Source organism: Actinomadura macra NBRC 14102, from assembly GCF_001552215.1.
In the GTDB taxonomy this organism is placed as follows: domain Bacteria; phylum Actinomycetota; class Actinomycetes; order Streptosporangiales; family Streptosporangiaceae; genus Spirillospora; species Spirillospora macra.
Window position 1 is genome coordinate 357,181 of sequence record NZ_BCQT01000010.1, and the last position, 13,326, is coordinate 370,506.

A 13,326-nucleotide genomic window follows, 5' to 3' on the forward strand; every position below is an offset into this window, starting at 1 on the left:
GGCTCGCGTGCCGGCGGCGCCTCACTCCGTCCCTGTCGCGGTTCGCAGGTCCGCCTCCTTCACTCGCGCCCCGGCCAGGCTGGCGTCGGTCAGATTCGCGCCCTTGGGGCGTGCGCCCGTCAGGTTCGCGCGGTCGAGCCGCGCGTTGTATAAGTCCGCGTCCCTCAGGTCGGCGCCGTTGAGGTTCGCGCCCGACAGGCTCACGGTTATCTGGCCTTCCCGCGTCGCACGCAGGGCGAGATAGGTCGTCGTCAGGCTCGCGATGGTGAACAGGACTCCGAGGCTGAGCACGACGGTGTTGACGGATTGGTGCCGGGTCTGGCGGCGCTGGTTTTGCAGATCGAGCCGCTCTTTCACCGTCAGGCCAGAACTGTCGACCTCGACGATCTCCGAATCGCTCGCGCCGCGCAGAAAGGCCGGCCGGCGACGCCGTCTCACACCGGACTCGGCCCCGACCAGGACGGCGCGGGGCGGCGGCGGTGCGCCCGCCCCGTCACCGTCCCCGGTGTCTCCCCCTCGCTGCGGCATGCGGCCCCCCATGCTGCCGTGCGGACGAGTTCACCAGAACACTCGCAGATGACGCCGCACACTGCTTTTCATTCGCTCTTGAGGCCACCTGTGGTCGCGGTCAGGAACCGGTTCTGAGGGTGAATACCCGGAGCGGGTCCTGGCGCGATCTTCAGGAGAATTGATCGTCTGTCGAACGGAGCCGCTCTCGGGTCATTCGTTCGACGAGGATCGGGACGAAGTCGCGGATGGGCTTGTCGTCGAAACGGCGATGGACGGCGGTCACCGCCTCGGTCACCTGGAGGTCGCTGTAGGTGTCGGCGAACGACTTCCTCAGGCGATCGGCCACCTCCTTCAGAGCCTGTGTCTCGCGAACTTCCGGATCCACTTGTGCGGCCACCGCATATCCCCTCGGGTCAGCGATTGACGTTCCTGTCTTCTACACTGCCGCCGTCATGGCGTGGGGACAAGGGGTAATTGTGGGATGTGGAGCGGCCGGCCCCGTGATATTGGCTTTGATGGCCACGCTTACCAGAGAGACGAGGAGGATGACGTCACTCGCGCCGTCCAGCCGGACGCGGACCCATCCACCAGGCTCCATGATCACCTGGGAGCAGTCGCTCAGGGCCTCGGCCATCCGCTGCACCACCGGGAGGGTGAGCAGGACCTCTGCCTCGTCTTCGCTGTGCAGATGCACGATCTGGTGTGTGCGTAAGGCCAGTGCGTTGCCCGCGCCGTCGTCTGCCTGGCACACCGTCAGCGCGGGCCAGCCGCGCAACTGTCGTAAAGCTCGGTCGGCGAAGCCTCTGTCGGGGAGGGGTGGGCCCATGGCTCCAGGTTCGTGTATGGACCACGCAATCCGACACCCCTTCGCCCCGAATCGTTACTAACCCGACCGCATTGAATTCACACGCTCACCACGTGTTGGACATTTGTGGCGTCAGCCCCGGACGGGGAACCGCCGGTCCAGCGCGATGTTGAGCTTCAGGACGTTGACGCGGGCCTCGCCCATGAAACCGAGGTCGCGGCCGTCCGTCTCGTCCTTCACCAGCGCCTCGACCTGGGCCGACGTGATGCCGCGTGCCTTGGCGACCCGCCTGACCTGCAACGCGGCGTAGGCGGGCGAGATGTGCGGGTCGAGCCCGCTGCCGCTCGCGGTGACCGCGTCGGCCGGGACGGCGGGCCGCGCGGGCGCGTCGCCTCTGATCGGGACGGTCAGGCCGGCGGCGTAGTCCTCGCCGAACCGCGCCAACTCGACCGGGACGCCGTTGTAGGTCGCGAGGAACGGGGCCTTCACCACGCCCTCCTCCTCGTTGAGGCTGACGACCCGGGTCGGGTGCGGGACGGCGCCGGCCGTGGTGCGGGGCCCGAAGACCGCGAGCACGGCGCCGACTCCGCCGGGGGTGCAGAAGGGCCGCGCGCCGTTCACGCCTTCGAGCTCTCCGACGGCCTTGCTGCGGGCGCAGACCTGCGTGAGCAGGCTCTGCCGTGCGTTCTCGTCCGCCTTGCCGGTGGTGACGAGCCGCGGGTCGGGCAGGGTGTCGACGACGTCCTCGGGGCCGAGGTTGCTCGCGGCGGTGGCGGTCGGGTCGTAGCCGTCGCCGGCGTTGGACGGGCGGCTCTGGAAGTACCGCGTGAGCGGGTCGCCGTTCTCGGCGGTGAACGACTGGCCGATGATCGCGCTGCCGACCCTCGTGCCGTGCAGCGTGACGTACGAGCCGTCGGCGTGGTCCTTCAGGCCGGGGATACGGCCGACCGCGAAGACGGCGAGCGGGTAGACGACGCCGAGCAGCACGGTCAGGACGAGCAGCGCACGCAGCGCGGCCAGGTGCTGCCGGATCCAGCTGGGGTAACGCATCAGGACATCCCCGGGACGAATCGGATGATCAGGTCGATGAGCTTGATGCCGACGAAGGGGGCGACGATGCCGCCGAGCCCGTACACCGAGAGGTTGCGCGACAGGAGCTTCGACGCGCTGCTCGGACGGTAGGCCACCCCGCGCAGCGCCAGCGGGATCAGCGCGATGATCACCAGTGCGTTGAACACGACGGCGGACAGGATCGCCGACTGCGGGCTGTGCAGCCGCATCACGTTGAGCGTGTCCAGGCCCGGGTAGAGGCCGGCGAACAGCGCCGGGATGATCGCGAAGTACTTGGCGATGTCGTTGGCGATCGAGAAGGTGGTGAGGGCGCCGCGGGTGATGAGCAGCTGCTTGCCGATCTCCACGATCTCGATGAGCTTCGTCGGATCGGAGTCCAGGTCGACCATGTTCCCGGCCTCCTTGGCGGCCGAGGTACCGGTGTTCATCGCCACGCCCACGTCCGCCTGGGCGAGGGCGGGGGCGTCGTTGGTGCCGTCGCCGGTCATCGCGACGAGCCGGCCGCCGTCCTGCTCCCGTTTGATGAGGGCGAGCTTGTCCTCCGGCCTGGCCTCGGCGAGGAAGTCGTCGACGCCCGCCTCCTCGGCGATGGCCCGGGCGGTCAGCGGGTTGTCACCGGTGATCATCACGGTGCGGATGCCCATCCGGCGCATCTCGTCGAAACGTTCCCGCATGCCCGCCTTCACCACGTCCTTGAGGTGGATGACGCCGAGCACGCGCGCCCTGCCGTCCACGACCTCGCCGACCACCAGGGGCGTGCCACCGGCGGCGGAGATACCGTCCACCGTCCTGCCGAGTTCGGCGGGGACGGAGCCGCCCCGCTCGCGCACCCACTCGGCGACCGCGGCGGCCGCGCCCTTGCGCAGCATGCGGCCGGGCCCGCCGTCCCCGGACGCGTCCAGGTCGACGCCGCTCATCCGCGTCTGCGCGGTGAAGGGCACCCATGTCGCGTGGGTCAGCTCGCCCGGCGTGCGTTCGCGCAGGCCGTGGTGCTGCTTGGCGAACACGACGACCGACCGTCCCTCGGGGGTTTCGTCGGCCAGGCTGGACAGCTGCGCCGCGTCCGCCAACTGCTCGTCGCCGACGCCACCCACCGGGGTGAACGCCGACGCCTGCCGGTTGCCGAGGGTGATCGTGCCGGTCTTGTCCAGCAGCAGGGTGTTGACGTCGCCCGCGGCCTCGACGGCCCGTCCGGACATCGCCAGCACGTTGCGCTGGACGAGCCGGTCCATGCCCGCGATGCCGATCGCCGACAGCAGCGCGCCGATCGTGGTCGGGATCAGGCAGACCAGCAGCGACACCAGCACGACGCCGGTGATGCCGTGGCCGTCCAGGGCGGGCGAGTCCACGGCGCCCGGGTTGCCGCCCTTGGAGTAGATCGCCAGCGGCTGGAGCGTGGTGACCGCCAGCAGGAAGATGATCGTCAGCGCGGACAGCAGGATGTTGAGAGCGATCTCGTTGGGCGTCTTCTGACGGTTCGCCCCCTCCACCAGCGAGATCATCCGGTCGATGAACGACTCGCCGGGCCGCTGGGTGATCCGGACGACGATGCGGTCGGACAGCACCTTCGTCCCGCCCGTCACCGCGGACCGGTCGCCACCGGACTCGCGGATCACCGGCGCCGACTCCCCCGTGATCGCCGACTCGTCCACGCTGGCGATGCCCTCGACCACGTCCCCGTCACCGGGGATGATCTCACCGGCCTCGACCACCACATGGTCGCCGAGCCGCAGTTCGGGTGCCGGGACCCGCTCCTCGGCGGCGGCCGCGTGGCCGGCCGTCCAGTCGGTCAGGCGGCGCGCCACGGCGTCGGTCTTGGCCCGGCGCAGCGCGTCCGCCTGCGCCTTGCCGCGCCCCTCCGCCACCGCCTCGGCCAGGTTCGCGAAGACGACGGTGAGCCACAGCCACACGACGATCGCCCAGGCGAACGCGCTCGGGTCGAGCGCCGCGAGGACCGTGGTCCAGATCGCGCCGACCTCCACGATCAGCATGACGGGGTTGCGCCACAGGGTGCGCGGATCCAGCTTGCGCAACGCGTCCGGCAGCGACCGGACCAGCTGTGCCGGGTCGAGCAGGCCGCCCTCGACCTTGCCGCCGCGGCGTGCCGGCGGCGGTGCAGGAGAAGGGGAGGGGGCGGACGCCTCGGTGGTCTGTGTCGTCATCAGTGGATTCCTTCGGCGAGCGGCCCGAGCGCGAGAGCGGGCAGGAAGGTGAGCGCGACCAGGACGACCGTCACCCCGACGACCATCCCGACGAACTGCGGCCGGTGGGTGGGCAGCGTGCCGTCCGACTCGGGCGTGCTGCCCTGCCCGGCCAGCGACCCGGCCAGGGCCAGCACGAACACGAGGGGCACGAACCGGCCGAGCAGCATGCACAAACCGAGCGCCGTGTCGTACCAGACGGTGTTGACCGTGACGCCGGCGAACGCGGACCCGTTGTTGTTCGACGCGGACGTGAAGGCGTACAGGATCTCGCTGAGGCCGTGCGGCCCGCCGTTCAGCATCGCGGCGCGCCCGCTCTGCGTCGCCATCGCCACCCCGGTGCCGGCCAGCACCAGGATCGGCGTGATCAGGAAGTACATGGCCGCGAGCTTGATCTCGCGGGGACCGATCTTCTTGCCGAGGTACTCGGGCGTCCGCCCCACCATGAGCCCGGCGACGAACACGGTGATCACGGCGAGAATGAGCATCCCGTACAGGCCCGAGCCGGTGCCGCCGGGCGCGACCTCGCCGAGCATCATGTTGAACAGCGTCATCATGCCGCCGAGGCTTGTGTAGGAGTCGTGGAAGGAGTCCACGGCGCCCGTCGAGGTCAGCGTGGTCGCCCCCGCGAACGTCGCCGAGTTCGCCACACCGAACCGGTTCTCGACGCCCTCCGTCGCGCCGCCGACGGCCGTTGGCACGGTCCCGTGGTGTGCGAGCTGGAACGCGTTGAGCAGCGAGATGCTGACGATCGCGATCGTCCCCATCACCGCGAGGATCGCGTAGCCCTGCCGGTTCTGCCCGACCAGCCGTCCGAACGTGCGGCAGAGCGCGATCGGGATGAGCAGGATGAGGAAGATCTCCAGCCAGTTCGTCCACGCGGTGGCGTTCTCGAAGGGATGCGCGGAGTTGGCGTTGTAGAAGCCGCCGCCGTTGGTCCCGAGCTCCTTGATCACTTCCTGGCTCGCCACCGGCCCGCCGGTGATCCGCTGCTCGCCGCCCGCGATCGTGGTGACCACGTGGTGGTTGGCGTCCCCGAAGTTCTGCACCAGCCCGCCGGCGATCAGCACGACGGCGCCGACGAACGCGATGGGCAGCAGAATCCGCACGCACGTCCGGGTCAGATCGACCCAGAAGTTGCCGAGGTTCGTGGTCCTCTTGCGCGCGAACCCGCGGATGAGCGCCATGGCGACGCACATGCCCACGGCCGCGGACACGAAGTTCTGAACCGCCAGGCCCGACATCTGCACCAGATGCCCCATCGTCGACTCGCCCGAGTACGACTGCCAATTGGTGTTGGTGACGAAGCTGACCGCGGTGTTCCACGCCTGGTCCGGCTTGACCGGCGCGAAGCCCAGGCTGAGGAGCAGGTGGTTCTGGAGCCGCTGGAGCCCGTACAGCAGCAGGACACCGACGGCCGAGAACGCCAGCACACTGCGGGCATAGGTCCCCCAGGTCTGCTCGGTGCCCGGATCGGCCCCCACCAGCCGATAGATGGCGCGTTCCACACGGCTGTGTCTCGTCCCGCTGTAGACGCGGTACATGTAGTCGCCCAGCGGCCGGTAGACCGCGGCCAGGGCGAGGACGAGGGACCCGATGAAGAGGATCCCCGCGACGGTCGTACTCACTAGAAGCGCTCCGGGAACACGAGGGCGGCGATCAGAAAGACGGCCAGCACCGAGGCCAGGACGAGCCCGACCGCGTTCTCAACGGTCACAGTTTCTCCACGCCCTTCACCAGCAGGCCGATCAGGGCGAACAGCGCCACCGTCAGCAGGATGAACACCACATCGCTCATTGGTCACCTCGGTCGAATGTCCGGGAGGCCAAGCCCGGTCGAAATAGTGCTTTTCCTGAAAAGCACCTACAAACACTGTATGGCCGTATTCACGACAAGGAGCCGACCCATACGCGTTACTGACGCGCCCGCCCCGAATCTTGACGCGTTCCTGACACGTGCCCTTCACGCACCCTTCACGCACATCGGTGCGCGCCTTCACATCCAGCCAGACGAGGAGATCACCGTCCGCCACAAGGGTGAGCGCCACGAGGTTGCGACACTGACCCTAAAACCGGGCAAAGGGGCCGTGCAGATGCCGTGCGCCTCATTCTCATCAGAAGAACACCTGTTCACATTGTGGCGGCGTCCGTCTGACGGACCTGTCACATCTTCACTGTCGAATGGGCCGCTGACCTGCACGGATTGCGACCGCACTACCCGCCCGCGGGTCCGTTGAAGTGCGTGACGGGGCCTTTTGTGTGGCCGACTGCGGACATGGTGATCGTCTTGATATGACGCCCGTGATGATCGTTAATCGAAAGGTCGATAGATCAACAGACGCGAACACGGCGTCATGTCGCCACGGGGAGAATCGCATGAAGTCAATGGGGTCTTATCGTCTTGCCCTCGTCACGGGCGCGGCGGTGCTCGTCACCGCCGTGAGTGGAATACCGGTCGCCGCGGCTCAGCAAGCGGAAGATGGTTGCGGCCCGGAAGTCGAACTCGGCGCCATCGTTTATAAGGGGTGCAGCGATTTGCTCCTTTCAAACGGCACTCAGTACGGCACCCAGTCGTTTTTGTACGCGCGTAACCGCGGCTTCGGATCGGTCACCGTGACCGCGACACTCGAACGCTGGAATTACACGACCAGCAGTTGGGAACCCGACACCAGCGGGACGAAGACGATCGCCGCCGGGGGCGACACGCGCTTCTTCAGCCCGTCGAACGGCTGGCCGTGCGGTCAGGACGCACGCGAGCGCGTCCGCGCCACCACCACCGTCGGGACCGGGGCCTGGTCGGAGGTGGTCACCCCCGCGGCGTGCTGATCGAACGCCACACCCCTCGATCCCGTTCCACCTTCTGACCGGCGGTCTCTGACCTCCACCATCCAAGGCCGGGGCCACCACGGCCCCGGCCTGCCGGGTGGCGATGACAACCTCAGCAGCCACCGCCCGGCGGCACCCGCCACCAGGCCCACACCCACCAATACCCCGGCCCGTACCAGGTCACCGGTGCCGGTGAACTCCAGGCCGCCGGTCTTCCCGACATCGAAGCCGGTCACGAACGACCAGCCGACCAGCCCCAGCACCGCACCCACGCCGGGCGATGCCGACAACGCCCAACCAGCGACCGAGACCACCACGGCCGCGCAGCCGACCTGCCAGGCGGCGTCCTTGAGCACGACCGCGAGCAGCAGAGCACAGAACACACCGCCGGCCAGCGGCCAGGCGGCCGATTCCAGGCGATCCATCACGTGCCTCCTCGACGCGGGACCCACGAGGATCCGAACAACCGCTCTCAACGCGGAATATCTTCGAACTCGAAGACACTCCTTTATTGATAAGCAGCGGCAATTCCAATGTATGACCACAGTGCCGCCAGGAAGGCGCCTCTACACATTATTGACGCTCTCGCCCCGATTCCTGACGCCATCCTGACGCCCCCGAGCAGGCTCACCGGGGTCCGCTCGTCCAGGCGGCCATCACAGCTCGACAGGCCCCGACACAGCACTACTGCTGGAGGCGACGGGCGACGTCCAGGTGCGGGTCGGGCAGGTGCCCCGGGACGTACAGACGGCGAACTCGGCCGCGCAGGACACCACGCCACCAGCGCGGATCCTCTTCGGCATAGGCGGCACCGATGACCTCGCGGGTCTCGACGTCCACGATGATGATCATCTTGTCGTCGCCGATGACCTCATAGCCATGGCTGCTCACCCGGTTCGTCCTTCCCGGTGCCTCGGCGGCGTGACGGGCTGTTGTCACCACGTCCAATGATCCCCGCTCCCAGAAGCGCTGGAGACACACCACCCCCGCGAGACAGGCTCACTCCACACCGCCGGCCGCTCAACGCCGTCCAGGGGTTGGAAGGTCTCGGGCCTGCCGTCCAGGGCGCGGGCCCCCCATGTCCCGTCACCCTTGGAGATGTCGTGGCGACGGCTGGTCTGCCCCGCACAGGAGGGCCAACGGCAGACGTTCCCCGGACAGGCGCCCGGGCTGCTGGAGCGCTATCGGCGCCGTACCAGTCGACCGGCCGGCCAGGTGAGCGCGGTGGTCACAGAACTGGCGTTCCGGGCGGGCGCTCGCCGCTCACAAGCGCTGCAGGTCGTGGTGTCGAAGTCGACGGCGCTGCAGCTGCTCATACGGCTGCCACTACCCGATGCGGTGCAGGTCAGCGGCAGGCGGCACGTGCGGAAGAACCTCTGCGACACCACCCTCGCCGATGTCTACTCACGGGTGTGGACGGCTTTGGGGAAATATTGGCGCAGCAGCCTGCCGGCGTCATCGTTCGAGGCGCGCCGTGAGGCGAGTGGCGGGGCGCAGAAGCAGACGGGTCTGCCCTATAGCTCCCAGTCAGGTATCGAATTTGCCCTTGATGGGATCGCCGGTACCGCCAGTGATCTCGAAGCTGCCGTCGGTGTTGATGGTGATGTCCATCCGATGATTTTCATCGTCGTATGTCCAGTCGCTAGGGAATGCCGCACTGGTCCATCGGACCTGTACCTGCTTCCTGTCGGCGTCTTCGGTGAGCATGATCGCGCCCAGCGTCGAGACCTCGATGGTCGCGTTACCGCGCGTCTCATTAAGTTTGGAGCCTTGGGTCTGGGTTTCCTTGGGAACCTGATAATCGATCATTGCCTGCTCGTTGTATCTATTGTCGATGGTGCCGAATTCCCATGCCATGATGCCCTATCTCCTCCCGCCGTCGCTGGTCCTGCCCTGGAAGGGGCTGGGCCCAGCGCGCTGTCGCGGTCATTGGTCGATCGATATTTTTCCGATCCGCGGATGGAACTTCACCAGATAGTATTGCACCGCAGGGAAATGCTCCATCGCCACGTCCCGCTGAGCTTCGTTCCATTCCTTGAGCGGTTTCGGGGTGTCACTCTCGCCGGTCGCGACCCGGATGGGGAAATGATCGAAGATGTCCTGCACCTTGATGCTGGTTTCCCCCTTCTTAAGGATCTCCTCGATCGCTCTCTGTGCCAGGTGAGCGGTGTCATCAGCGATCTGGACGCCATCACCGCCGTTGAGCATGGTGTTGTCGCCCCACAATTGGAAGGGGGTGTCCTGAACGGTCGATGCCGCCCACACCGAGATATCGTTGAAGTGGTCGTGAAGCGCACCCGATGAGGCCTGCACCACGGACGAGTTCAGGAACGCCAGGTACTTTTTATAGCTGTCACGCTGTGAGGTCTGGCCGTCGGCCTGGACCCCGCAGGTGTCCATGCGTTTCTGGATGTCGTCTTGTTCCTCGGCCGTCTGCGGGTCGCGCACCTTCCCCGGATCGGCCCAGTCGTACAGGCCCTGGGCGGCCAGGCCGGGCTGGAGTTTGGTCGTCATCTTCGACACGTCCTCCCAATCCGCCACCGGGACGTACCATTTGTCCTCCGCCCATTCCAGGAACCATTGCATGACCTGGGTCTTGTTGATCAGATGACCGGCCGCGAACGAATCTTGCAGGAAATGGTCGGCGTAGCCATTGTTGATCCAGGCCTCATGAGTGAGCTTATCCTTTTCCCTCTGGTCGAGGGTATTGAACGCTTCGAGCGCCTTATCGCGGGCGATGGTGTGGAATGCCTGCCACCGGTACCACGAGTAGGGTGCGAAGTGGCAGGCATTACGGCCGAGCAGGGCAGTGTAGTGGTCAACTCCGCCGGCCCCCAGCCCCGTGGTGAGCTTGTCGACTTCCCTGGTCTCCCAAATCAAATCGACCATCTTCCACCCAGTGTTGATCGTCACCGATCCCTCAAAGTGGGTGCTCTTGCCATTCAGCATCTGCTGGATGTGGTCGTAGCCCTCCTGCCGAACCGCCTGCAGGATCGGCAGCAGGATGTCCTCCCCTAGCTCATCGATCACCTCGGGCCGCGCCAGATAATCCGGCAGGGTATTGACCTCCCCGTAGGTCACCAGCAACCCGCTTTTCTGCAACTGCAGCGTCCGCAGGTAGGGGTACCTGGCCTTGATCTGCTCTTTGGTGACGCTCTTGGGATCCTGATGCCACATGTACAGAAAGTCCCGCAGGTTCCGCAGCAGCTTTTCACGCCCCGGAAGATGCTTGGCGATCGCGTTGAGTTCCTCGCCGCGCGCGTCCCCCAGTAGCCGGTGCTCCCACGACGCATGGGGGTGCAGCACCACGTCCTGCCCCGCCGCCAGCCGCCGGGCCACCAGCCCACCTCCGGGTTCACCGCACCCCGCACCGCGGGGAGGTGGCCGGTCGGCCAGGATGCGCGCCGCGACCTCATCGGCACGGCGCTCCGACCGCGCATCGACATCGACGACCGCGCCCCGCAGATGGCCCGGCAGGCCGCCGCTCCGCGGGCGCCGCCCGCACGGGCCGGCCGCGCCCGGCCCGCCACTGGCGGCGGTATCAGCGTTGGCGGCCACGTGACCGAGCTCGTGCCCCAGCAGCGCCAGCCCCGCCCGGGTGTGCGGCCGGTAGGCGCCCGAGCGGAAGAAGATGTCGGCACCCGCGGTCACCGCATCGGCACCGGCCAGCCGCGCCAGCCGATCAGCCTCCCGCCCCGTGTGCACTCGAACCGCATCGCAGTCCATCCCGATCCGTCGCTCCACCAGCTCCCGGAACCGCGGCTCCAACGGCACGCCCGACCCGACCAGCGCATGTACTCGCCGCGCCGCTTCAACTCCATCCCGCTTCTCTGCCTCGATCCGCAGACCGGTCCCCGGGTCTGCCTCCAGGTGATCTGGACGGTCCATTGCCCCCCCCACTCAAGACCAATAGTAATAGTTCACTACTTTCCGTTACTGAAGCAGTAGATGACAGAGCTAGGAGTTATGTCCTGATCACTCTAAGTTGCCATCTGTCCAAGTTTTGCCGGACCGGCCAGATACGAACGAGCGCGCAGCGTTCGCCTCGTCCTCTCAAGGTGACGAGTTCCGCCGCATGGATGCGGCAGATGTGATCACGGTTGTGAGGGACTCAAAAGCTGCCGTTAGTCCCATTGCCTGCTGGCCCACTCTGTCACCGAGCGGCGACCGCGTGCGTCAGTCGGAGCGGCGCCGGTCGACGTGCAGTGGAGTACGCCTCGCCGTTTCCGCTGGGCACGGCGCCCCGACCTGTGAGACGGCGCGGGCGTCGTCCACCGCCGCGGACCCCTTTCACCGTCGCCAGACTGTCCGCGGTTGTCCGGCGGTGTTACGTGAGTCCGACAGCGTACGGGCGTATGAGAGGCGGTAAAGGGAATCGCCCCAACTCGGCTGGTGATGTCCCACCGCGGCGCAGGATCGTCGTGCTCGACATCGGATGTGTCTTCACCGCCATCGCCCACCGTCGACAGCCCGGTCTGATGGTGGTGCCGCAACACCCGGCGTCCCTCAACGGGCCTCGCAGCTGACCGCACACCCCGTACCCAGGCGCGGTGTTCAAGCGGTCCGGCGCCGTCCGGTGCCGACGCTTCAGGTCGACCACGAACTCCTGGGCGGTCAACGGCCCGGCTAAAACGGCGGCCACCACTTTTTGATCGTGTCCACCAGGCCCGTAAAGAACTGTACGACTTTGTTCCAGAGGTCGATCAGCTTCTGAATCAGCTTACCGAAGAAATCGGCTACCTTGCTCCAGAGATTCGTGAAGAACTCACTCACGGCCGAAAAGGACTGTGCGATGATTCCCCTCGCCCGCGGGTTATTGTTGCCGATCTCCTTCAGCTTTTTCGCGGTATCTCTCTGGTTTTCTGTGAACTTTTTGATGTTCGCATCTGCCTGATCATCGATGAGCTTGTCGAATTCACTCTGGCTCATCTCGTTATTATATCGGCGTTCTGCGATGGGAGCTACGTATTCATTGTTCGTATCGAGGTCGCCCTTGTGCTCATCCTTGCCCTGCTCGAGCGTGGTCCTCGCATCTTCAGGGAGGGGGATATCATCTTCACTATCGAGCCGGTACCTCGGGACGTAGGGGCACGGAGGAGCCACCGGACGTTGGCGTACTTTTACCTGCTCGAAGGCGTACTCTACATGCGCGATGGAGTGGTCGGCGATGGCGTCGATAGTACTTTCAAACTGCTCCGTGGTGAGTGTGCTCATTGCCTTCTTTCCTCTCAGATATAATACGCGCCGGTCCCTTTTCGGTGCCAGGGCGGATACTGCGTACCCGCCCACTTCCGACAGATGTCACTCCCGGCACTCAATGTGATCATTCTAAGTGTCTCCGATGTCATGTAAAGCAAATAGACTTGGCTCGCAAACTTCTGTTAACGGTGATCATCTCCAGTATCGCCTTCACCGCCTCGCTGACTGCTACCACGTTTCTGCTGTTGCAGGTTGAGCGTGATCACCATGGGCGCCTCGGCGAGCACAGACGGGGGACGCGGTGTCGCGCGCGGGCACCTGCTGCCCGTCCTGGACAGCTTGGACGAGCTCCCTCCACCCGCGCAAACCGCCGTCATCAGCGCGCTGAACCGGTCTCTGGACGGTGACGACCAGCTCATCCTCACCAGCCGCACGGCCGAGTTCGCCGACGCGGTCACCCGGGCCGGGGACGTGATCACCTCCGCGGCCGTGCTGGAGCCCCGCCCGCTCGGTGCCGTCGCCGCCGCCAACTACTCAGCTCAGCGGATCTCCGGTTTCGTTGTCCGCGCGCCACCAGACAGGTTGTCCGCCCACCGCCACCGTCAGAACCACGAACGTCTACGGCCAAGCCCCAGATGGCCGCCAGCAAGGCGATGGGCGCCCAGGCATTTCGCTTGCTGGCCACACTGAACATCGAGTGTCGGACCACCTCCGA

General features: G+C 66.4%; 14 protein-coding genes. 2 read left to right on the forward strand and 12 right to left on the reverse strand.

Features of this window, described 5'->3' with window-relative positions:
- Positions 1-21: 21 nt before the first annotated feature.
- The 7 genes from AMA02S_RS18395 to AMA02S_RS44250 all read right to left on the reverse strand — a co-directional run bounded on the left by AMA02S_RS18395 (position 22) and on the right by AMA02S_RS44250 (position 6,304).
- The gene (locus tag AMA02S_RS18395) at positions 22-438 is read right to left on the reverse strand and encodes a pentapeptide repeat-containing protein (RefSeq protein ID WP_218005021.1); all 417 of its coding nucleotides are present in this window, start codon (positions 436-438) and stop codon (positions 22-24) included.
- Between the two features lie 241 nt (positions 439-679).
- Positions 680-907, reverse strand: a complete 228-nt coding sequence (locus AMA02S_RS18400; RefSeq protein WP_369688395.1) for a three-helix bundle dimerization domain-containing protein — start codon at positions 905-907, stop codon at positions 680-682.
- A gap of 39 nt (positions 908-946) precedes the next feature.
- Positions 947-1,336, reverse strand: coding sequence for a luciferase domain-containing protein (locus AMA02S_RS18405; protein ID WP_067460009.1), 390 nt, complete (start codon positions 1,334-1,336; stop codon positions 947-949).
- Between the two features lie 111 nt (positions 1,337-1,447).
- Positions 1,448-2,365, reverse strand: a complete 918-nt coding sequence (locus AMA02S_RS45035; RefSeq protein ID WP_067460012.1) for a potassium-transporting ATPase subunit C — start codon at positions 2,363-2,365, stop codon at positions 1,448-1,450.
- Positions 2,365-4,548, reverse strand: a complete 2,184-nt coding sequence (kdpB, locus tag AMA02S_RS18415; RefSeq protein ID WP_067460015.1) for a potassium-transporting ATPase subunit KdpB — start codon at positions 4,546-4,548, stop codon at positions 2,365-2,367. Before kdpB ends, AMA02S_RS45035 begins: the two co-directional genes overlap by 1 nt.
- Positions 4,548-6,215: a potassium-transporting ATPase subunit KdpA gene (gene kdpA / locus AMA02S_RS18420; protein ID WP_067460017.1), complete on the reverse strand. Its 1,668-nt coding sequence runs from the start codon at positions 6,213-6,215 to the stop codon at positions 4,548-4,550. Before kdpA ends, kdpB begins: the two co-directional genes overlap by 1 nt.
- The gene (locus AMA02S_RS44250) at positions 6,215-6,304 is read right to left on the reverse strand and encodes a potassium-transporting ATPase subunit F (RefSeq protein ID WP_157430678.1); all 90 of its coding nucleotides are present in this window, start codon (positions 6,302-6,304) and stop codon (positions 6,215-6,217) included. Before AMA02S_RS44250 ends, kdpA begins: the two co-directional genes overlap by 1 nt.
- A 574-nt stretch (positions 6,305-6,878) precedes the next feature.
- Here AMA02S_RS44250 and AMA02S_RS41905 point away from each other — a divergent pair.
- Positions 6,879-7,412: a hypothetical protein gene (locus AMA02S_RS41905; protein ID WP_157430679.1), complete on the forward strand. Its 534-nt coding sequence runs from the start codon at positions 6,879-6,881 to the stop codon at positions 7,410-7,412.
- On the opposite strand, the gene AMA02S_RS18425 is transcribed toward AMA02S_RS41905, so the two are convergent.
- The 5 genes from AMA02S_RS18425 to AMA02S_RS18445 form a co-directional block, all read right to left on the reverse strand.
- Positions 7,328-7,837: a hypothetical protein gene (locus tag AMA02S_RS18425; protein WP_067460019.1), complete on the reverse strand. Its 510-nt coding sequence runs from the start codon at positions 7,835-7,837 to the stop codon at positions 7,328-7,330. The two genes, AMA02S_RS41905 and AMA02S_RS18425, sit on opposite strands and share 85 nt — an antisense overlap.
- A gap of 259 nt (positions 7,838-8,096) precedes the next feature.
- Positions 8,097-8,303 carry a hypothetical protein gene (locus AMA02S_RS18430; protein WP_067460021.1) on the reverse strand — a complete coding sequence of 69 codons (207 nt, stop codon included), beginning with the start codon at positions 8,301-8,303 and terminating at the stop codon, positions 8,097-8,099.
- 636 nt (positions 8,304-8,939) lie between these two features.
- The gene (locus tag AMA02S_RS18435) at positions 8,940-9,269 is read right to left on the reverse strand and encodes a hypothetical protein (RefSeq protein WP_067460024.1); all 330 of its coding nucleotides are present in this window, start codon (positions 9,267-9,269) and stop codon (positions 8,940-8,942) included.
- Between the two features lie 69 nt (positions 9,270-9,338).
- Entirely contained in the window at positions 9,339-11,300 is a 1,962-nt protein-coding gene (locus AMA02S_RS18440; RefSeq protein ID WP_084265288.1) for an eCIS core domain-containing protein, read from the reverse strand.
- Between the two features lie 738 nt (positions 11,301-12,038).
- Positions 12,039-12,626: a hypothetical protein gene (locus AMA02S_RS18445; RefSeq protein ID WP_067460031.1), complete on the reverse strand. Its 588-nt coding sequence runs from the start codon at positions 12,624-12,626 to the stop codon at positions 12,039-12,041.
- Positions 12,627-12,863: 237 nt separating this feature from the next.
- Here AMA02S_RS18445 and AMA02S_RS18450 point away from each other — a divergent pair, with 237 nt between their 5' ends.
- Entirely contained in the window at positions 12,864-13,301 is a 438-nt protein-coding gene (locus AMA02S_RS18450) for a hypothetical protein (RefSeq protein ID WP_157430680.1), read from the forward strand.
- Positions 13,302-13,326: the final 25 nt, after the last annotated feature.